The 22,283-nt window shown below is 75.3% G+C and carries 7 protein-coding genes; 4 read left to right on the top strand and 3 right to left on the bottom strand.

Annotated features, from left to right (window positions below; translation table 11 throughout):
* Positions 1-690: 690 nt before the first annotated feature.
* The gene (locus FB455_RS31055) at positions 691-1,881 is read left to right on the top strand and encodes an ATP-grasp domain-containing protein (protein WP_145755648.1); all 1,191 of its coding nucleotides are present in this window, start codon (positions 691-693) and stop codon (positions 1,879-1,881) included.
* 100 nt (positions 1,882-1,981) lie between these two features.
* Here the strand turns inward: FB455_RS31055 and FB455_RS31060 are convergent, their stop codons facing one another.
* Together FB455_RS31060 and FB455_RS31065 are read right to left on the bottom strand one after the other, a co-directional pair.
* The gene (locus FB455_RS31060; RefSeq protein ID WP_145755649.1) at positions 1,982-3,022 is read right to left on the bottom strand and encodes a 3-dehydroquinate synthase; all 1,041 of its coding nucleotides are present in this window, start codon (positions 3,020-3,022) and stop codon (positions 1,982-1,984) included.
* Positions 3,003-3,836 carry a hypothetical protein gene (locus FB455_RS31065; protein WP_240322336.1) on the bottom strand — a complete coding sequence of 278 codons (834 nt, stop codon included), beginning with the start codon at positions 3,834-3,836 and terminating at the stop codon, positions 3,003-3,005. Before FB455_RS31065 ends, FB455_RS31060 begins: the two co-directional genes overlap by 20 nt.
* Before the next feature lie 224 nt (positions 3,837-4,060).
* Here FB455_RS31065 and FB455_RS31070 point away from each other — a divergent pair, with 224 nt between their 5' ends.
* The 3 genes from FB455_RS31070 to FB455_RS31080 all read left to right on the top strand — a co-directional run bounded on the left by FB455_RS31070 (position 4,061) and on the right by FB455_RS31080 (position 21,376).
* Positions 4,061-18,826, top strand: coding sequence for a type I polyketide synthase (locus FB455_RS31070; protein WP_145755650.1), 14,766 nt, complete (start codon positions 4,061-4,063; stop codon positions 18,824-18,826).
* A 70-nt stretch (positions 18,827-18,896) separates the two neighbouring features.
* The gene (gene mhpA / locus FB455_RS31075; RefSeq protein ID WP_145755651.1) at positions 18,897-20,459 is read left to right on the top strand and encodes a bifunctional 3-(3-hydroxy-phenyl)propionate/3-hydroxycinnamic acid hydroxylase MhpA; all 1,563 of its coding nucleotides are present in this window, start codon (positions 18,897-18,899) and stop codon (positions 20,457-20,459) included.
* Between the two features lie 29 nt (positions 20,460-20,488).
* Positions 20,489-21,376: a class I SAM-dependent methyltransferase gene (locus tag FB455_RS31080; RefSeq protein WP_013285627.1), complete on the top strand. Its 888-nt coding sequence runs from the start codon at positions 20,489-20,491 to the stop codon at positions 21,374-21,376.
* Positions 21,377-21,443: 67 nt separating this feature from the next.
* On the opposite strand, the gene FB455_RS31085 is transcribed toward FB455_RS31080, so the two are convergent.
* Positions 21,444-22,205 carry a thioesterase II family protein gene (locus FB455_RS31085; protein WP_013477282.1) on the bottom strand — a complete coding sequence of 254 codons (762 nt, stop codon included), beginning with the start codon at positions 22,203-22,205 and terminating at the stop codon, positions 21,444-21,446.
* Positions 22,206-22,283 lie beyond the last annotated feature (78 nt).

Below are 22,283 nucleotides of genomic sequence, written 5' to 3' on the forward strand. Positions count from 1 at the left end.
GGGCCACCCGATCCGGTGCGCTGAGAGTGGGAACGACGAGCCGATGGGGCCCGACCATACGAAGCGCTGTGGAGTGGCGTACACCCCTAGAGATCGGCACGTCGACCCCTAGCGCATCAGCCGGAGATCTCCTCCCCGGGCAGGCCTGGGACGTGTCGGCGATGCCCGCCGGCCGCGTCGAGGCCGGTCCGGCGATGTGAGCTGGCAGGGGGCGTGGCCGTCCGGATCCGGGCACTCGACAGCGCGGGCTGCGACAGCGCCGTCCGGCGACTCCAGCCCTTCTGAAGAACAGCTTTTCGGTCAGCCCGAGTCGATGGCCCCGCTAGGAGTATCGGCGGCCTCGGCGGCGAAAGAGCCGTTCGCGTTCGCCTGTCTGGCCCATCCCGGGGCAATGCATAGTGACTATGATCTTTCGATCATGACGCCTGTCGGGGGCTGGAAACTCAGCCGCTGACCGGCGGTGTGCACCTCGCCGCCGCAACGCTGGCCATAAGCCAGCCGGCTTCCCGGCCGGTCCAGCTCACGACCGTCCGGTCGGTGCACGCGGCACGCCCGGCTCTCGCGGCCGAGCGGCCGGATCAGGACCGGGAGCCCACCCCTTCGGCCACGTTCTCCGCTGTTCGTGGCCGTGGCGCACCGGTTTCACCGCCACCCCGAGGCCCGCACCGGGCCGGCATGTCAGGAGACTAAATGCAGGTGCCCATCCAGGTACAGGTGTTCGCACACGACGGGGTGGTCCTGGCCCGGCCGCCCGACCCGTCGGCCACCGCCGACAGCCCCTATCTCGCCGGCGCGGGCGCCGCTCTCTACAACGGCCTGGACATGATCACGGGTCTGCACCTGACCCTTCCGCACCAGTCGGCGGCGATCTGCAGCACCGGCTCCAGCGCGGACAAGTCGCTGCGTCTGCTCAGCCGGAGTGGTCTGAAGACGCCCAGCGACCTGCGGGAATTCCGTTCCGGCGCGCAGGCGGTGCGGTACGCGCGGGAAGCCGTCGAGCGGGGCGAGATGCTGGAGTTCCAGTTTCCTCCGCATGACCCGCGACTGCGGGCCGCTCGCGCCCGGGTGCCCGCGGATCTGCTCGCCCGCCTCAACAACAAGACCGTGCTGGAGACTCTGGTCGCGCCGGAGTACCTGCCCCGCCGGCAGGTCGCCACCCCCGCCGAAGTGCGCCGTATCGTGGCGCGCGACCGCCGGCCGGCGGTCATCAAACCGGCCGGGGTCGAGGTGTCCAGCGGAATTGCGATCTTCACCCGTCGGTTGCGGGACCGGCGGAACCGTTCCCTGTTCAACCAGTTGGAACAGGTGAGCGAGCAGTGGATCGTCGAAGAGGAGGTGCCCTTCCAGACCATCTGGGGTATCCAGTTCGGCGTGACCGACAGCGGAGCGGTGCACTACTTCGGTTCGTCCGTACACCTGCCGCAGCCCACCTCGACGTGGGTCGGTTGTGTGATGGACGACGACCAGCCCCCGGAGGAGCTGGTCGAAGCGCTGACCGTAGGGGTCCGGAAGGCCAGTGAGCTCGGGTACCGGGGCTACTGCTCCTTCGACGCCGGGATCGGCCGCGACGGCGCCCTGCGGGTCATCGACCCGAACTTCCGGGTCAGCGGGGCCACCACCTCGCTGCTGCACCGCAGTTCGCTGCTGGACCAGCATCCATGCGCCATGACCACGTTCTTCTCACTGGCCCCCGGCGTCGACGCCGAACCGATCCTCGCACCGTTCATCGACCGGGGGCAGTTCGTCGTGTTCATGCACCACGACCCGGCGGAGACGGACAACGGCCCGCTGCCGGCGACCATTGTCGGCATGGTCGGGGCCGCGGACCGGTACGCCTGCGGCGTGCTGGTGGCGCAGATCCAGCGGGCCCTGGGTAGCTGACGCGCCGATCCGGGGCTCGGCTCCGGCGGCTCGTCATCCGTTCGCCGGCCCGGCTGCCCCGCGGCGCCGGCCGGCGAACGGGCACCGGGCGGTGCCGGCCTCACATGCCGGCGAGTGCGGTACGCACAGCGACCTCGGGGACGTGGGTGACCAGCTCGACTCCGCCCGGTCCGTCCAGGACGAAGGACAGGCCCGAGGTGGCCTTCTTGTCCCGGCGCATCAGCGCGATCAGCTCGTCGTGGTCGACGCCGGTGGGCAGCGTGGTGTCGAGTCCGTAGCCCGCCACCACGTCGTGGTGCTCGGCCACCCGCTCGGCCGGTACCCGGCCGAGGACGCCGGCCAGCCGGCCCGCGAAGACGGTGCCGACGCCGACCGCCTCGCCGTGGCGCAGGCCGAAGTCGGTGGCCCGCTCCAACGCGTGCCCGAGCGTGTGGCCGTAGTTGAGGATGTGCCGCAGGCCGGAGTCCCGCTCGTCCGCGGCCACCACCCGGGCCTTCAACGCCACTGACGCGGCGATCTGCTCCGCCACCGGCCGGTCACGCAGATCGCCGGCGCCGATGAAGTGCGCCCGGGCGATCTCCCCGTACCCGTTGCGCCACTCCCGCTGCGGCAGCGTCCCCAGGTGCTCGGTGTCGCAGAGCACAGCCCGGGGCTGCCAGTACACGCCCACGAGGTTCTTGCCCTCCGGAAGGTTGACGGCGGTCTTCCCACCGACGCTGGCGTCCACCTGGGCCAGCAGCGAGGTCGGCAAGTGGATCACCGGGACGCCCCGGTGGTAGAGACCGGCGGCCAGCCCGACCACGTCCGTGGTGGTGCCGCCGCCGCAGGAGACCACCGCGTCCGTCCGGGTCAGCCCGAACTCGGCGAACGCTCGGCAGAGCTGTTCCACAGTGGTCAGGTTCTTGTCGTGCTCGCCGTCGCGGGCCGGCACCACCCGGTGCGGCACGCCCGGGTCGGGCGTCCACTCCGGTGGCCGGGCCGAGACCACCACGACCCGTCGGGCGCCGGTCCGCGCCACCTCCGCCGGGAGCCGGTGGCGCACGCCGGGACCGATCAGCACCGGGTACGACCGTTCCCCGAGCGCCACCTCGACGTGGGCCGGCTCGCCGGCGGCGGGACGGTCAGGTACCGGCGTGTGCATGTGGTTGCTGCCTCCTCTGCGGAACGCGGACCGGCGCGGTCGCGGCCGGGCGGCCCCGCACCATCGACAGGCGCAGCGCCAGCGCGGCCAGCGAGTCGACCTCCGGCCGGATGCCCCACCGATCGTGGGTGAGCTGCGCGTGGTGCGCCAGCAGGAAACCGGACGGCGCGGTCGGGTGGTCGTGGCCCACCACGTCGGTCACCCGGTCCAGGTAGCGCTGCCACGCCACTGCCACATCCCCGCCCAGCGGTAGGTCACCGGCCGACAGGACGATCTTCTCCGCCCCGTCGTCGGCCTGCGCGGCCAGGTCCCGCCGCTGTGCGCCGGTGAGCCGCTGGCTGCGCTCCTGCCAGTGCAGGAAGAGGAACGCCAGGCGGTCGGCCGCCGGCATCAGCCCGGTCAGGTGTCGCAGGTGCGCCACGGCCAGCGGCAGCTCGCCGCCGGCCAGCCAGGGCACGTCCCCGCCGAGCAGGGTGAGGGCCAGTTCGCTGCCCGCGAACGCGAGCGGGCCGCCCCGGGCGGGGTCGCGCACGACGCGCCGGTCGCTGGCGAGGGACGCTCCCGGGTCGTACGCGAGCAGCCCCGCCCGTACCGCGTCGAGCGCGGCGGGGACGGCATGGAAGCCGAGGCTCAGACGCTCGGCGGGGGAGCCCTCCGGGTCGAAGAACCAGTTCATGCCGGGATCGGCCCGGCGGGCGGCGGCGACCAGACCGGTCAGGACGGTGCCGACCAGCTCGGTCAGCCGCGTGCCCGGGCAGCCGTCGGCCGGTACGGCCGAACGGGCGAACAACCAGCAGCGTTCCAACGACGGCACCTCGGCTGACGGGCGGGTGGAGCACGGGACTCGACGGTCTGCGGGGTCGCCCCATCATCGGCCCGCAGGCCCGCTCCACCACCCGATCGGCGCTCCGAACTGGGGACGACTTAGGGGGTGACAGGGGTAGGACGTCGGCAGGGTGCTCGGAAGACTTGGGCCGCTACGGCGAGCGAGGTCTACGCCGCGGATGAGGAGTCTCGCCGACGGATGGATGTGGTGACATGCTTCGGAGCGACCTGATCCAGCCGTTGTCCGATCTGATCGAGGCGCACGCCGCCAGGTTGGGGAACAAGGTCGCATTCCGCGACGACCGCCGGGCGGTCGGATACGCCGACCTGGCGGCGCGGACCCGTCGGCTGGCCGGTCACCTGGCGGCGGCCGGGGTCGCCCGGGGCGACCGGGTGGCCTTCTGCCTCGGCAACCGCGTGGAGACGGTGGAGACCTGGCTGGCCGTCACGCGGGCCGCCGCGGTCGGCGTGCCGGTGAACCCGCACAGCACCGACGCGGAACTGGCCCATCTGCTGGACGACTCCGGTGCGGTGCTGGTGGTCACCGACCCGCGCCACCTCGACCAGATGCTGCGGCTGCGTACCTCCCGGCCGGCCCTGCGGATCGTGGTCACCGGGGACAGCCCGGTTCCGGACGAGGTCGTCGCCTGGCGCGACCTGGTCGATACCGAGCCGGCCGTGGGCGCCCGCGACGATCTGGGCCTCGACGAGGTGGCCTGGATGCTCTACACCTCCGGCACCACCGGCCGGCCCAAGGGTGTGCTCTCCACCCAGCGCACCTGCCTCTGGTCGGTCGCCGCCTGCTACGTGCCGATCCCCGGGCTCACCGCCGCCGACCGGGTGGTCTGGCCACTGCCGCTGTTCCACAGCCTCTCCCACATCGGGTGCGTGCTCAGCGTGACGGCGGTCGGGGCCACGGCCCGGCTCATCGACGGCTTCTCCGCCGACGACGTGCTGCGCGCGGTCGACGAGGACGAGGCCACAGTGCTCGCCGGTGTACCGGCCATGTACCACCACCTGGTCACCGCCGCCCGGGAGACCGGCTTCCGCGCCCCGGCCCTGCGGGTCTGCCTGGTCGGCGGGGCGATCACCACCGGCGCGCTGCGGCGGGCGTTCGACGAGGTCTTCGACGCGCCGCTGCTCGACGCGTACGGCAGCACGGAGACCTGCGGCTCGATCGCCGTCACCCGGCCGGAGCAGCCCCGGGTCGAGGGCTCCTGTGGGCGCGCGGTGCCTGGCGTCGAGGTGCGCCTGGTCAGCCCGCAGACGGGTCTGGACGTGCCGACCGGCGCCGAGGGGGAGGTCTGGGTCAGCGGTCCGAGCGTCATGCTCGGCTACCACAACCTGCCGGCGGTCACCGCCGCCGCCCTGCGCGACGGCTGGTACCGCACCGGCGACCTGGCCCGCCGCGACGCCGACGGCAACATCTTCGTCACCGGCCGCCACCAGGAGCTGATCATCCGGGGCGGGGAGAAGATCCACCCGGCCGAGGTGGAGGAGGTGCTGCGCGCGGTGCCCGGCGTCGCCGACGTGGCGGTGACCGGCCGGCCGCATGAGGTGCTCGGCGAGGTGCCGGTGGCGTTCGTGGTGCCGGGGCCGGAGGGCTTCGACCCCGCCGTGGGGTTCGCAGCCTGCCGGGAGAGGCTCAGCTACCACAAGGTTCCCGAAGCGCTGTACGAGATCGGGCAGGTGCCCCGCACCCCGTCCGGCAAGGTCACCCGCCGGCTCCTGTCCGACGGGCCGGCGCGGCTGCGGGCGGTCAACGGCAGCCACCACGAGGCGCTCAGCCTGCTCGCCTGGCTACCGCTGGACCTGGCCGCCGTACCGCAGGTGGCGGCGCCCGTTCCGGCGGCCGCGCAGGACGCCGCCGGCCCGGCCCGCCGCTGGGCGCTTGTCGGCGCCGGGAGCGAGCCGCTGGTGGAGCCGCTGCGCGCGGCGTCGCCGGGGGAGCGGTTCCGTGCCCACCGGGACCTGGTCACCCTGCGGGCGGCCCCCGACGCCCCCGACGTGACGGTGCTGCTGGCCGGGCCGGCCGACGCCGACGCGGCGGATCTCGCCGGCCGGCTGCGTGGCTGGCTCGACGACGACGGCTTCGCCGGCACCCGGCTGGTGCTCTTGACCGGCCCGGCCAGCGACGGGGCGGATCCGGCGGCCGGTGCCGTCTGGGCGGTCGGGCGCAGCCTGCAGGCCGCATACCCGGACCGGATCGTGCTGGTCGACCACGACGCTTCGGCCCGCTCGCTCGCCCTGCTGCCCGCCGTCGTGGACGCTGGTGCCGCGCAGGTCGCCCTGCGGGGCGGGGCAGCCCGGCACGCGGCCCTCGTGCCCGCACCGGCGACCGCGCCGGCACGGCCGGCGACCGTGGCCGACCCGGAGCGCCCGGTGCTGGTCATCGGTGCCGACGGACCGACCGGCGCCGCGCTGGCCCGGCACCTCGTCGCCGCGCACCGCGTCCGCCGGCTGCGGCTGCTGTCCACCGGCGCGACGCCCGCCCCGGCCGTGGCGGACCTGGCCGCCGAACTCACCGCTACCGGTGCGGAAGCCGTCGTGCTGCCCGCCGAGCGGGTGGGCGACGAGGCGTTCGGCGCGGTCTTCCTCGGCCCGTGCGGCGACGACCTGGCCGACGTCGAGGGCGCCGCCCGGCTGCTCCGGCTCGCCGCGAGGCTGGACTCGGCGAGCCGGCACCCGGGGGCGACGTTCACCGTCCTCGTGCCGTCCGCCCTGCTGCTGGGCGCCGCGGGCCGGGAGCGGGCCGCCTCGGCCGTCGGGGCCCTGCACGCCCTGGTCGCCCGCCGTCGGGCCGCCGGTCATCCGGCCCGGCTCGTCGGCACGACCGGGCCCGCCGAGGGCGGGTCGTTGCCCGGCGTCCCGGCGGCGACCGGACCCGGAGCGGGCACCGTGCCGGCGGCCGTGCGCGCCGACCTCGCCGCGTTCGACGTGGCCCACGACGGCAACGACCTGGTCGTGCTCGCCCGCCCGGCGGGCCACGTCGACGCCGCCCACCCGGCCTGGCGTGGGCCCGTCGCGGAGCCCGGCGACGCCACGGACGACCGGGACGCCGCCGAGCTGCGCCGCCGGCTGGCCGGGCTCACCACCGCCGAGGGGGACCGTCTCCTGCTCGACCTGGTCCGCACCGCCACCGCCCAGGTGGCCGGGCTGCCCGGCCCGGCCGCGGTCCGCCCCGGCCGCGCGTTCAAGGAACTCGGCTTCACCTCGGTCGCCGCGGTCGCCCTGCGCGACCGGCTGGCCCGGGCCACCGGGGTACGGCTCTCCGCCACTGTCGCGTTCGACCGGCCCAGCCCGCAGGCCCTCGCCCGGCACCTCGCCGCCCGCCTGCGAGGTGCCGCCGCGCAGGCCGCTCCCACGACGGACCCGGCGGCGGTGCCGTCCACGGGGGACGACCCGGTGGTCGTCGTGGCCATGGCCTGCCGGCTCCCCGGCGGCGTCGCCTCCCCCGAGGAGCTGTGGGATCTGGTCGACCAGGGCCGGGAAGGACTCACGGAGTTCCCCACGGACCGGGGCTGGGACCTGGCGAACCTCTTCTCCGACGACCCCGACCGCCCCGGCACCTCGTACGCCCGGGTCGGTGGCTTCCTCACCGGCGCCGCGGAGTTCGACGCCACCCTGTTCGCGATCAGCCCGCGCGAGGCGCTCGCCATGGACCCGCAGCAGCGGCTGCTGCTGGAGACCGCCTGGGAGCTGTTCGAGCGGGCCGGCATCGACCCCACCTCGCTGCGTGGCAGCGCCACGGGCGTCTTCACCGGCGTCATGCACCACGACTACGCCGCGAACCTGCGCCAGGCGCCGCCCGGCACTGAGGGCTACCTCGGCGTCGGCACCGCCGGCAGCGTCGTCTCCGGCCGGGTCGCCTACGCGCTGGGGCTGGAGGGGCCGGCGGTCACCGTCGACACGGCGTGCTCCTCGTCGCTGGTGGCGCTGCACCTGGCGGCCCAGGCTCTGCGCGCCGGGGACTGCTCCCTCGCCGTGGCCGGCGGCGTGGCGGTGATGGGCACCCCGCAGGCGTTCGTGGAGTTCAGCCGGCAGCGGGGGCTCGCCCCGGACGGCCGGTGCAAGGCGTTCGCCGACGGCGCCGACGGCACCGGCTGGTCCGAGGGCGTCGCGGTGCTGCTGCTGGAACGGCTCTCCGACGCCCGCCGGCACGGGCACCCCGTCCTCGCCGTGCTGCGGGGCTCCGCCGTCAACTCCGACGGCGCGTCCAACGGGCTGACCGCCCCCAACGGGCCCGCCCAGGAGCGGGTCATCCGCCGGGCGCTGGAGGCGGCCGGGCTCTCCGCCGCCGACGTGGACGTGGTCGAGGCCCACGGCACCGGCACGTCGCTCGGCGACCCCATCGAGGCCCAGGCGCTGCTCGCCACGTACGGAGTGGGACGCGGCGACGCGGAACCGCTGCGGCTGGGGTCGCTGAAGTCCAACCTCGGCCACACCCAGGCCGCCGCCGGTGCCGCCGGGGTGATCAAGATGGTGCTCGCCATGCGGCACGGGACGCTGCCGCGCACCCTGCACGTGGACGCCCCGACGTCCGAGGTGGACTGGTCGGCCGGCGCGGTCGAGGTGCTCACCGAGGCCCGCTCGTGGCCCGACGTACGCCGACCTCGCCGAGCCGGCATCTCGTCGTTCGGCATCAGCGGCACCAACGCGCACGTCATCGTCGAGGCGCCCGCCGACCCGCCGGCCACCGCCGAGGACGCCGCCGGGCCGCCGTCGCCCGGCACCGTCCGGCCGCCCGTGCCGTGGCTGCTCTCGGCGGCCTCCGACGAGGCGCTGCGTGGTCAGGCGGCCCGTTTGCTGGCGTGGTTCGACGGGCCGGGGGCGCACGCCGACCCGGTCGACGTCGGGCACGCCCTCGCCACCACGCGCGCGGCCCTCGAACACCGGGCCGTGGTGCTGGTCGGCGACGCGGAGTCCGCCCGGACGGGGCTCGGTGCGCTGGCCCGCCGCGGCCCGGACCCGGACCTGCCGAGCGTGTCGACCGGCCGGGTCGTCGACGGCCGACTCGGCCTGCTCTTCGGCGGGCAGGGCGGCCAGCGCCCCGGCATGGGCCGCGAGCTGTGCGCGGCGTACCCCGTCTTCGCCACCGCCTTCGACGCCGCCTGTGCCGAACTCGATCGCTGCCTGGCCGGCCACGCCCCGTACCCCGTCGCGGACGTCGTCCTCGCCGCCGAGGGCACCGAACCGGCTGGCCTGCTCGACGAGACCCTGTACACCCAGCCCGGGCTGTTCGCCTTCGAGGTGGCGCTCTACCGCCTCCTGGAGTCCTGGGGGGTGAGCCCCGATGCGGTGCTCGGCCACTCCGTCGGCGAGCTGGCCGCCGCGCACGTCGCCGGGGTGTTCTCCCTCGCCGACGCGGCGGCGCTGGTCGCCGCCCGTGCCCGGCTGATGCAGCAGCTGCCCGCCGGGGGCGCGATGGTCGCCGTCGAGGCCGACGAGGCCGAGGTCGCCGCGTACCTCACCGACCGGGTGGGCCTGGCCGCCGTCAACGGCCCCACCAGCGTCGTCCTCTCCGGCGACACCGACGCGGTGCTGGCCGTCGCGGACACGCTGCGCGCGGCCGGGCGCCGCACCAGCCGGCTGCGGGTGTCGCACGCGTTCCACTCGCCGCGCATGGACCCGATGCTCGACGAGTTCCGCGCGGTGGCCGCCGGCCTCACGTACCGCACCCCGCACCTGCCGGTGGTGTCCAACCTGACCGGTCACCCCGTCGACCCGGCTCGGCTCTGCTCGCCCGAGCACTGGGTGGCGCACGTGCGGGGCACCGTCCGCTTCCACGACGGGGTACGGGCCCTGCACGGGCAAGGCGTCACCACCTTCCTGGAGATCGGCCCGGCCGGCGTACTCACCGCCATGGCCCAGGACTGCCTCGTCGCCGAGGCCGACGAACTGGCCTTCGTCCCCGCCGTACGGGGCACCGCCGGGGAGGCCGAGGCGCTGCTCGCCGCCGTGGCGCGGCTGTACGTGCGGGGCGTCGCCGTGGACCGTGCCGTCCTCGCCGGCCCCGGCCCGCACCGCCGCGTCGACCTGCCCACGTACGCCTTCCAGCGCCGGCACTACTGGCTGCCCGCTCCCACCGGTGTCGGCGGTCCCGGCGGCGCCGGGCTGGCCGACGTCGGGCACCCGCTGCTCGGCGGGCTGCTGGCGGTCGCCGGCACCGCGCAGGTGGTCTGCACCGGGCAGGTGTCAACGGCCACCTCACCGTGGCTGGCCGCACCCGGCGACGGCACGGCCCCGCTGCTGCCCGCCTCCGCCGTGCTGGACATGTTCGCCCACCTCGGCGACCAGCTCGGCGCCCCGAGCGTGCGGCGGCTGCACGTCCCTGAGCCGGTGCCGCTGCCCACCGAGGCGACCCTCGACGTGCAGATCGGTGTCGGCGCGCCGGACGGGCACGGACACCGGGTGGCGCACTGCCACGTCCGGGCCGGCGAGGGGCTGCCCTGGCGTGCGGTCGCCGAGGCCGTGCTCGCGCCCGTCGACCCGGGGAGCGGTCGGGGTGCCTTCGCCCCCGTCTGGCCGCCCACCGGGGCCCGGCCGGTGGATCTGAGCGCACCACAGCACCGCGCGCTGGCCGGGGAGCTGGTCCGGGGCGCCTGGGTCACCGCCGACCGGCTCTTCGTCGACGTACGCCTGCCGGAGGACGCCCGCGACCCGGACGCCGAGCGGTACGGCGTGCACCCGCTGGTGCTGGAGGCGGCGCTGCGCCTGCTCCCGCTCGCCGACTTCGCGCCCGTCGCCGACGCCGGGCCCACCGCTCGGCTGCTGCCCACCGAGTGGGCGGGCGTGCGCCGCCACGCCGTCGGAGCGCACGCGCTGCGTGTCTGCCTGGCCCCCGGCGGGGCGGACGCGGTGACGCTGAGCGCCGTCGACGACGCGGGCAGGCCCGTGCTCGATGCCGACCGGGTGGTGCTGCGGGCGGTGGACCTGCCGCCCGCCGGCCCGCCGACGACGGCGGCCACCCCCGCCGGACTGTATGTCGTCGACTGGCTGCCCGCGGCGTTCCCGGCGACCCCGGCGCCCTCCTGGACGATCGCCGACGACACGCCCCCGGACGGGCCGTTGCCGCCGCTGCTCGTGCTGCGGGTCGGCGACGGCGAGCCGGGCCGGCCGGTGCCCGACCGGGCGCACGCCGTGAGCCTCGCCGTGCTGGGCGTCCTCCAGACCTGGCTGGCCGACCCTCGCGCGGAGACCACCCGCCTGGCCCTCGCCCTGCGCGACGGCGACCCGGTGCACGCCCCGGTGGCCGGGCTGCTCCGCGTCGCCCAGGCCGAGCAACCCGACCGCTTCCTCCTGCTCAGCCTCGACACCACCGACGACGCCGCCATCCGCTCGGCGCTGGCCGCCGCCGAGGACGAACCCGAGGTGGCCGTCCGCGACGGGCGTGCGCTGCTGCCCCGCCTCCGCCCCGTGGCGCAGACCCCGGCCGGTACGCCGCGGGCGGCCCTGGCCGGTGGCACCGTACTCGTCACCGGCGGCACCGGCGGGATCGGCCGGCAGGTCGCCACCCACCTCGCCACTGCGCACGGCGTCACCGAACTGGTGCTCGTCAGCCGCAGCGGCCGGTCCGGCGACTGGACGACAGCGCTGACCGACGCCGGCGTCACAGTCCGGGTGGTCGCGGCCGACGTCGCCGACCGGGCGGCGCTCGCCGAGGTGATCGCCCCACTGGCCGGCCGGCTCGTCGCCGTCGTGCACGCAGCCGGGGCCACCGATGACGCCCTGATCACCGACCTCGACCCCGCCCGCTGGGCACGGGCTCTGCGCTCCAAGGTGCACGGTGCCTGGCACCTGCACGAACTCACCGCCGGCCTCGACCTGGCCGCGTTCGTGCTCTTCTCCTCGGCCGCCGCCACCTTCGGCAGCCCCGGTCAGGGCAACTACGCCGCCGGCAACGCGTTCCTCGACGCGCTCGCCGCGCACCGCCGTGCCCAGGGCCTGCCGGGCAGCGCCCTGGCCTGGGGGCTGTGGGCCGCCCGGGACGGGATGGCGGGCCGGCTCAGCCCGGCCGACCTGGCCCGGCTCGCCCGCGGCGGCACCCGCCCCCTCGACACGGCTGCCGGACTGGCGCTGTTCGACGCCGCCCTGGACGTGGACCGGCCGGCGCTCGTACCGATCGGGCTCGACCTGGCTGCCGTACGGACCTCCGGCGAGGTGCCCGCCCTGCTGCGGGCACTGCTGCCCCCGCCGCCCCGCCGGGCGGTCAACGCCGCCTCCGCGCCCGCCGCCGCTAAGGGCTTCGCCGACCGGCTGGCCGAACTCGCCGAGCCCGAGCGCGCCGAGTTGCTGCTGGACCTCGTCCGTACCCGGTGCGCCACAGTGGTCGGGCACGCCGGCCCCGAGCAGGTCGAGCCGCGCCGCCCGTTCAAGGACCTCGGCTTCGACTCGCTGATGGCCGTGGAGCTGAGCAACCGGCTCACCGCCGTCACCGGTGTCCGGCTCGCCCCGCACGCCGTGTTCAACCACCCCACTCCCGAGCTGCTCGCCGCGCACCTGCACGCCCGGCTGCTCGGCACCGCGGCCACCGGGGTCACCGACGCGAGCACCGTCGCCCTGGACGAGCCGGTCGCCGTCGTCGCGATGGCCTGCCGTTTCCCTGGCGGTATCGGCTCCCCGGAGGAGCTGTGGCGGCTGCTCGACGCGGGCGCCGACGTCATCGGCGACCTGCCCGACGACCGGGGCTGGCCGCTGGCCGACCTCTACGACCCGGTGCCCGGCACGCCCGGCCGGTCGTACGTGCGTTCCGGTGGGTTCCTCACCGGCATCGCCGACTTCGACGCCGAGTTCTTCGGCATCAGCCCCCGCGAGGCCCTCGCCATGGACCCGCAACACCGGCTGCTGCTGGAGACCTCCTGGGAGGCGCTGGAGCGCGGCGGCATCGACCCGGTCACCCTGCGGGGCAGCCGGACCGGTGTCTTCGCCGGCACCCACGGGCAGGACTACGCCGGCCGGGTCGCCCCCGGCGTCGTCTCCGACGACGGCGAGGTCACCGCCGACGAGGGGCACCTGCTCACCGGCACCGCCGGCAGCGTCCTCTCCGGCCGGGTCGCCTACGCGCTCGGGCTGGAGGGACCAGCCATCACCGTGGACACCGCCTGCTCCGCCTCCCTGGTGGCGCTGCACCTGGCCGTGCAGGCGCTGCGCCAGGGCGACTGCGACCTGGCCCTGGCCGGTGGCGTGTCCGTGATGGCCACCCCGGCCGGGCTGACCGGTTTCAGCCGCCAGCGGGGTCTCGCCGCCGACGGGCGGTGCAAGGCGTTCGCCGAGGACGCCGACGGCTTCGGCATGTCCGAGGGCGTGGGGATGCTGGTGGTCGAGCGGCTCTCCGACGCCCGCCGCCGGGGCCACCCGGTCCTGGCCGTCGTACGCGGCTCGGCGGTCAACTCCGACGGCGCGTCCAACGGGCTGACCGCTCCGAACGGGCCGTCCCAGGAGCGGGTCATCCGGGCCGCGCTCGCCGCCGCCGGGCTGACCGCCGCCGAGGTGGACGTGGTGGAGGCCCACGGCACCGGTACGTCGCTCGGCGACCCCATCGAGGCCGAGGCGATCCTCGCCACGTACGGGCAGCGTCCGCCCGGCGCACCGCCGGTGCTGCTCGGCTCGGTCAAGTCCAACCTCGGGCACACCCAGGCCGCGGCCGGCGTCGCCGGCGTGCTCAAGATGGTCATGGCGATGCGTCACGGCGTCCTGCCGCGCACCCTGCACGCCGAGCGCCGCAGCTCGCGGATCGACTGGGACTCGGGCGCGGTGGAGCTGCTCACCGAGGCCCGCCCCTGGCCGGCGGCGGACCGGCCGGTGCGCGCCGGCGTCTCGTCGTTCGGCATCAGCGGCACCAACGCCCACGTGATCGTCGAGTCGGTCGGCGAAACGATGCCGGAGGCCGCCGGATCCGAGCCGCCGCAGGAGCGTGCGCTGCCATGGCTGCTGTCGGCGCGTACCCCGCAGGCGCTCATCGGCCAGGCGCGCCGGCTGCGGGCGGACCTCGCCGCCCGGCCCGGCCGGCGGCCCCTCGACGTGGCCTGGTCGCTGGCCACCACCCGAGGCACCTTCGACTCCCGCGCGGTGCTGGTCGTCGCTTCGGCGCAGCGGGCCGCCGACGCCCTCGACGCGCTCGTCGAGGGCCGGCCCGACCCGGCGGTCACGCGCGGCGAGGCCCGTCCCGCGGGCCGCTGCGTCTTCGTCTTCCCCGGGCAGGGCGCACAGTGGCTCGGCATGGGGTTGGACCTGCTCGACCAGGCCCCCGTGTTCGCCGAACGCATGGCGGCCTGCGACGCGGCGCTGCGACCGTACCTGGACTGGTCGCTGGTGGACGTGCTGCGCCAGGCGCCCGGCGCGCCCGGCCTCGACGAGGTCGACGTCGTGCAGCCCGCCCTGTTCGCGATGATGGTGTCACTGGCCGAGCTGTGGCGCTCGTACGGTGTGCAGCCGGCCGCCGTGGTAGGGCACTCCCAGGGCGAGATCGCCGCCGCCTGCGTCGCGGGGGTGCTGTCCCTGCCCGACGCGGCCCGGGTGGTGGCGCTGCGCAGCCGCGCGCTGCGGGCTCTGGCCGGGCACGGGGCGATGGCCTCCGTCGCGCTGCCCGCCGACACGGTCCGCGACCGGATCGCCCGTTTCGGCGAGCGGATCTCGGTCGCCGCCGTGAACGGGCCGGCCGCCGTCGTGGTGTCCGGCGAGCCGGAAGCGGTCGAGGAGCTGCTCGCCGAGTTGGCCGGCGAGCAGACCCGGGTGCGTCGGATCGCCGTCGACTACGCCTCCCACTCCGCCCAGGTGGAACGCATCCGCGACGAGCTGGCCGAGGTGCTGGCCGGCATCACCCCCGGTCCGGCCGCCGTGCCGCTGTTCTCCACCACCGACCTGCGCTGGCTCGACGGCGAGGAGATGGGGCCCGACTACTGGTACCGCAACCTGCGCCGGCCCGTCGAGCTGGAACGGGCGATCCGCTCGCTGGCCGCCGAGGGCCACGACGCGTACGTCGAGTGCAGCCCGCACCCGGTGCTGACCGTCGGCGTCGAGGAGACCCTCGCCGACCACGACGGCGATGCCGTGGTGGTCGGCTCGGTGCAACGCGACCAGGGCGGCCTTGAGCGGTTCCTGCTCTCCCTGGCCCAGCTCCACGTGTCCGGGGTCGCGGTGGACTGGCGGCCCGCACTGGCCGGCGGCCGACGCGTCGACCTGCCCACGTACGCGTTCGCCCACCGCCGCTACTGGCCCCGGCCGATCTCCGGCCCCGGCGACGTCGGCGCCGCCGGTCTGGACACCGCCGGTCATCCGCTGCTCGGCGCGTCGGTCGTGCTGGCCGAGACGAGGGGCCACCTGTTCACCGGGCGGCTGTCGGCCGACGCGCAGCCGTGGCTGGCCGATCACCGGGTCACCGGCAGCGTGCTGGTGCCCGGCACCGGCCTGGTGGAGTTCTGCCTGCGCGCCGGCGACGAGGTCGGCCACCCGTTCCTCGACGAGATGGTCATCGAGGCGCCGCTGACCCTGCCCGCCGGCGGAGCGACGCAGGTGCAGGTGGTGGTCGGCGCGGGCGCCGGCGACGGACGCCGCCCGGTGACCGTGCACTCCCGGCCCGCCGACGCGCCGGCGGGACAGCCGTGGACCCGGCACGCCAGCGCCACCCTCCGCGCCGATCAGCCCGCGGTGTCTCCGCAGCTCACCGTCTGGCCGCCGCCCGACACCCGGCCCGTGGACCTGACCGGTTTCTACGCCGGCCTGGAAGCCGACGGGTACGAGTACGGGCCGGCGTTCCAGGGCCTGCGCGCGGTGTGGACCAGCGGCGATGAGGTCTACGCCGAGGTGGAGCTGCCGGCGGCCCAGCGGGTCGACGCCGACCGGTACGGCCTGCATCCCGCCCTGTTCGACGCCGCCCTGCACGCCGCGCACTTCGGCGGGCTCGCCGGGGCCGGGGCCGGCCAGCTCCTGCTGCCGTTCGCCTGGAGCGGCGTGAGCCTGCACGCCACCGGGGCGACCGCCCTGCGGGTACGGCTGAACCGGGTCGGGCCGCACGCCATCGCGCTGACCGTCGCCGATCCGACCGGCGCCCCGGTGGCCGAGGTGGCCGCCCTGACGATGCGCCCGATCTCCGCCACCGAGCTGGCCGTCGCCGACGACCGCGCCACCCGCGACGCCCTGTTCCGCGTCGACTGGACGCCGCTGCTGCCCGTCGAGTCGGCCACTCCGGTCGACGCCGTGACCGTCGCCCCCGGCCTGGACGGGTTCCCGCTGCACCATGGGTTGGACGGGCTCGCCGACGCCGTGGACGCGGGACTGGCTCTGCCCGCGGCGGTGCTCGTGCCGCTCGACGCGGACCCCGCGCAGCCCGCCGCCCGCGCGGCACGCCATGCCGCCGTACAGGCCCTCGACCTGGTCCGGCGTTGGCTCACCGAGCCCCGCTGGGCGGCGTCGCGGCTGCTGCTGGTGACCCGGGGCGCGGTGGCCGTGCACCACGCCGGCGAGGTGACCGACCCGGCCGCCGCGGCGGCGTGGGGTCTGGTGCGCTCCGCCCAGTCGGAGAACCCGGGCCAGATCGTCGTCGTCGACGTCGACCACGACGGGATCGGCCCCGATGAGGTGGCCGCCCTGCTGGCGGCGGACGAGCCGCAGGCCGCGATCCGGGTCGGCGCGGCGTACGTGCCGCGGTTGGCGCGGGCCGGGTCGGCCGGTGAGCTGCCCGCACCACCCGCCCCCGCGTGGCGGCTGGACGCGCCGGTGCGGGGCAGCCTGGAGAACCTCACTCTGGTCGCCACCGACGCCGCCGACGCCGCGCTCGGCCCCCGCGAGGTCCGGGTACGCGTCCGCGCCGCCGGCCTCAACTTCCGCGACGTGCTCAACGCACTCGGCCTCTACCCTGGCGACGCGGGACCGCTCGGCGGCGAGGGCGCCGGCGAGGTCGTCGAGGTGGGCGCCGAGGTGACCGACCTGCGGCCCGGCGACCACGTGTTCGGGGTCTTCGTGGGCTGCTTCGGGCCCGTCGCGGTCACCGACCGCCGCCTGCTTGCTCCGATGCCGGTCGGCTGGTCGTATGTGGAGGCCGCCTCCGTGCCGGTGGTCTTCCTGACCGCCTACCACGGCCTGGTCAACCTGGCCGGGCTCACCCGCGGCGAGTCGGTGCTGGTGCACGCGGCGGCCGGTGGCGTCGGCATGGCCGCCGTGCAGCTCGCCCGCCACCTCGGGGCCGAGGTGTACGCCACCGCCAGTCCCGCCAAGTGGGGCGCCCTGCGCGCGCTCGGTCTCGACGACGAACACCTGGCCTCGTCCCGGACCCTCGACTTCGAGACCCGCTTCACCGCCACCACCGGCGGCCGGGGTGTCGACGTCGTCCTGGACTCGCTGGCCCGCGAGTTCGTCGACGCCTCGCTGCGGCTGCTGCCGCGCGGCGGGCGGTTCGTCGAGATGGGCAAGACCGACATCCGCGATGCCGACCGCGTCGCCGCCGACCACCCGGGGGTGGCCTACACCGCCTTCGACCTGACCTTGGAGGAGCCCGACGAGGTGCAGCGCATGCTCGTCGTGCTGCTGGAGCTCTTCGAGCGCGGGGTACTCACCCCGCTGCCCACCCAGGTGTGGGACGTCCGCCAGGCACCGGAGGCGTTCCGGCACGTCAGCCAGGCCCGGCACGTCGGCAAGGTGGTGCTCACCATGCCCCGGGAGTGGGATCCCGACGGCACGGTGCTGCTGACCGGAGGTACCGGAACCCTGGGCCGGCTGGTCGCCCGGCGGCTGGTCGAGACGCACGGCGTCCGGCGGCTGCTGCTGGTCAGCCGCCGCGGCGAGCGGGCCCCCGGTGCGGCCGAGGCGGTCGACGAGCTGCGGGCCCTGGGTGCCGAGGCCACGGTGGTGGCAGCCGACGTGTCCGACCGGGACGACCTCGCCGGGGTGCTGGCGGCGGTACCGGATCGGCACCCGCTGACCGCCGTCGTGCACCTCGCCGGGGTGCTCGACGACGGGGTGGTCACCGCCCTCACCCCGCAGCGCGTCGACACGGTCTTCGCGCCGAAGCTCGACGCCGCGTGGCACCTCCACGAGCTCACCCGTCACCTCGACCTCGCCGGGTTCGTGCTCTTCTCCTCCGGCGCCGGCGTCTTCGGCGTACCCGGTCAGGCGAACTACGCCGCGGCGAACGCGTTCCTCGACGCGCTCGCCCTGGCCCGCCGCGCCGAGGGGCTGCCGGGCCGGTCGTTCGCCTGGGGGCTGTGGGAGCAGGCCAGTGAGATGACCGCCAAGCTGGACCGCACCGATCCCCGGATCACCGCCCGCGACGGGCAGCTCGCCATCCCGTCCGAGCTGGGGATGGCCCTGTTCGACGCGGGCCTGCGGCTGGCCGAGCCGGTGCTGGTGCCGACGAGGATCGACGTCGCCGCGCTCGGCGAGCGGGTCGAGCGGCCACCGGCGCTGCTGCGTGGGCTGCTGCGCCGGGAACGGCCGACCGCGCGGGCGGCCACCCCGACCGGCGGCGGGCGTACGCTCGCCGACCAGCTGGCGGCGCTCGACGGGCCTGAGCGCCACACCCTGGTGGTCGACCTGGTACGCGAGCAGGCGGCGAGCGTGCTCGGGCACGGCAGCCGGGCGGCGGTGGCCCCGGGCCGGGCGTTCAGTCAGATCGGCTTCGACTCGCTGACCGCCGTCGAGCTGCGCAACCGGCTGACCACGGCCACCGGCCTGCGCCTGCCGGCCACGCTGATCTTCGACTACCCGGACCCTAACGAGCTGGCCACGTACCTGGTGTCCGAGCTGGCGCCGGACAGCGGACCGGCGGTCCCGCCGGTCCTCGCGGACCTGGAGAACCTGGAGCGCTCGCTGACCGAGGCCACTGTGGATCCGGAGCTGCACGACCAGATCGGGTCCCGCCTGGAGGTGCTGATCGCCAAGTGGCGGACGATGCGCGCCGGCTCGGGCGGCGATCCCGACCTCGACCTCGAACTGGCCAGCGACGACGACCTGTTCGACCTCATCGACTCCGAACTCGGTATCTGATGGCCGTCCGGCCGCCCCGCACGCCACAAGCCGACCCCGTGTCCGACCGACCCCCGAGGAACCGATACCGATGCTGACGACCGACGTCCTGATCGTGGGCTACGGCCCCGTCGGTGAGATGCTCACGATCCTGCTGGCGCAGCGAGGGCTCACCGTCACGGCGGTCGAGCGGTGGGCCACCCCGTACAACTTCCCCCGCGCGGTGTCGTACGACGGGGAGGCGAGCCGTGTCCTGGCCGCCGCCGGCGTCGCCGACCGCCTCGGCCCGGTGGTGGAGTCGTCGGGCGAGTACACCTTCAAGAACGGCTTCGGCCGGACCCTGCTGCACGTCAAGGTCACCGGCGACGGGCCGATGGGCTGGCCCGACTCGGTCTCCTTCTACCAGCCGGGACTGGAGGCGCTGCTCGCCGAGCGGGGCGCGGAGTTGCCGGGTGTCACGGTGCTGCGCCCGTACCAGGTGACGGGCCTGGTCGAGCACGACGACGGGGTCGAGGTGACCATCGCCGGCCCGGACGGCGAGGAGGTCCGCGCGGCCCGCTGGGTCATCGGCTGCGACGGGGCCAACAGCTTCGTGCGGGAGCACCTGGGCAGCGGCGTCACCGACTTCGGCTTCACGTACGACTGGCTGGTCTGCGACGTGGTCCCGCACGAGGCCCGCGAGTTCAAGCCGAACAACCTGCAGGTCTGCGACCCGGCGCGGCCCCGCACGGCCGTGTCGGCCGGCCCGGGACACCGGCGGTGGGAGTTCATGCGGGTGCCGGGGGAGAGCCGGGAGGAGTTCGAGAGCGCCGAGAGTGTGTGGCGGCTGCTCGGCCTCTTCGACATCACCCCGGACAACGCCACCCTGGAGCGGTACGGCGTCTACACCACCCAGGCATGCTCGGCCGAGCGCTGGCGTTCCGGGCGGATCCTGCTCGCCGGCGACGCGGCGCACGTGATGCCGCCGTTCATGGGGCAGGGGATGAGTTCGGGCTTCCGCGACGCCCTCAACCTCGCCTGGAAGCTCGACCTGGTGCACCGCGGCCTGGCCGACGAGGCTCTGCTGGACACCTACCAGGAGGAGCGCTGCGCGCACGTGCAGCACGCCATCCGGATGTCCATCGACTCGGGCACGGTGATCTGCGAGACCGACCGCGCCGCCGCGGCCGGCCGCGACGCCGCGATGCTCGCCGAGCTGCGCCGGCGTACCGCCCGCCCGCGCACCCGGTCCCTGCTGGAGCCCCTGTCCGGCGGGGTCCGGCACAGCGGCTGCGAGGCCGCCGGCGCCCCGATGCCGCAGGGTCGCGTCGAGGTCGACGGCCGCGCCGGGCTCTTCGACGAGGTCGTCGGCACCGGCTTCGTCCTGCTCTGCGCCGAGGACCCCGACGACCTGCTCGACGCCGACGCCCGGGCCTTCCTGGACGCGCTCGGCGCGCGGGTCGTCCGGATCGTTCCCGCCGGTGCGCCCGCACCCGGATCCGGCGCCGCGCCGACCGCTTTCGACCTCGACGACGTGTACCTGGCCCACCTCAAGCGGTACGACGCGGTGGCGGTCCTCGTCCGGCCCGACTTCTACGTCTTCGGCACCGCCGCCGACCCGGCCGCTGTGCCCGCGCTCGTCGAGGATCTGCGCCGGCAGATCCGGCGCGGCTGATCGGCATCCACCCACCGGAAGGAACCGACATGTTCGAGAACCTGAAGATCGCCGGCCGGGCGATCCGCACGGTCTTCACCGCCGACCCCATCACCCGGGTCCGGCGCTTCTACGAGATCCAGTCACCCGACGTGGAGTTCGCGGCCCGCCGTACCCACTACATGAACGTGGGCTACTGGTCCGACGGGGTCACCGACATCGACACGGCCGCCGACGCGCTGGCCGACAAGCTGGCCGACGCCGCCGGGCTCAAGCCGGACGACACCGTGCTCGACGTCGGCTTCGGCTACGGGGACCAGGACTTCAAGTGGCTGCGCGAGCGCCAGGTCGCCAAGGTGTACGGCCTGAACATCACCCCGCACCACGTCGAGGCGGCGCAGCGCCGGGCGCAGGAGGAGGGGCTCGCCGACCGGACCGACTTCCGGCTCGGCAGCGCCACCGAACTGCCCTTCGAGGACAACACCTTCGACCGGGTCGTCGCCCTGGAGTCCGCCTTCCACTTCTACCCGCGCAGCGCGTTCTTCGCCGAGGCGCTGCGGGTGCTGCGCCCGGGCGGCGTGCTCGCCACTGCCGACATCATCCCGGTCAGCGGCGACGTCGTCCGCGCGGCCATCCAGTCCGGCCCGCTGAGTTTCGTCAAGTTCAGCATTCCCAAGGAGAACTGGCACGACCGGGACACGTACCGGCAGGAGCTGGTCGAGGCCGGCTTCGCCAACCCGGAGGTCCGCTCGATCAAGGACCGGACGTGGGAGGGCTGGCGGGCGTACATGGCCGAGCGGACCAACGACCCCGCGTTCCGGGCCGTCGTCAAGCCGGCCGTCCGCAAGAGCATGGCGGCCCACTGGAAGAACCAGGACCTCATGAAGCGTGAGCTGGCGCAGCTCGACTACGTGATCGCGGTCGGCCACAAGCGGTGACAGCGCGTACCGAGGGGCCCGTCCACCGGTCGTGACGACCGGTGGACGGGCCCCCGTCGGCGTGAGATCAGACCGCCGGTGCCGCGCTCAGGGTTGCCGAGACGGCCCGCAGGATCGCCGGCTGGTGCTCGGCCAGGAAGAAGTGCCCGCCCGGGTAGACCTTCAGGTCGAACGCTCCAGTGGTGTGGTCCGACCACGCCCGAGCCTCGTCGACAGTCGTCTTCGGGTCGTCGTCGCCGGTGAGGACGGTGATCGGGCAGCTCAGCGGCGGCCCCGGCCGGTAGGTGTACCGCTCGGCGGCCCGGTAGTCGTTGCGGATCGCCGGCAACGCGGCGCGCAGCATCTCCGGGTCCCCGAGGACGGCGGAGTTGGTGCCGCTCAGCTTCCGGACGTCGGCCAGCAGCCCCTCGTCGTCGAGCAGGTGCACCGTCTCGTGCCGTGACTTCGACGGCGCCCGGCGCCCGGACGCGAACAGATGCGCGACGCTGCCGCCGTCCTGCTCGATGAGCCGGGCGAGTTCGAAGCCGAGGCTGGCCCCCATGCTGTGCCCGAAGATGGCCAGCGGCTCGTCCCGCCAGGGCCGCAGCACGGTGAACACCTCGCGCGCGAGGTCGTGGATGTCGCCGATGCACTTCTCGTGGCGCCGGTCCTGCCGCCCCGGGTACTGGATCGACAGCACCTCCACCGCGGGGGAGAGACCGCGGGACACCGGGAAGTAGAAGCTTGCCGACCCGCCGGCGTGGGGCAGGCACACCAGGCGCCTCGCGCCGCCCGGGGCGGGGTGGAAGCGTCGCACCCACAAGCCGTTGTCGGTTTCTGGCGTGGTCATCCTCTGGTGGTCCTTCCGGCGGCTGCGGTTGCCGACCGGATCGGGCGTGGACCCGGTCGAGGCGACGCTAGTGCGGCG

The sequence above is a fragment of the Micromonospora sp. CNZ296 genome (assembly GCF_007827635.1).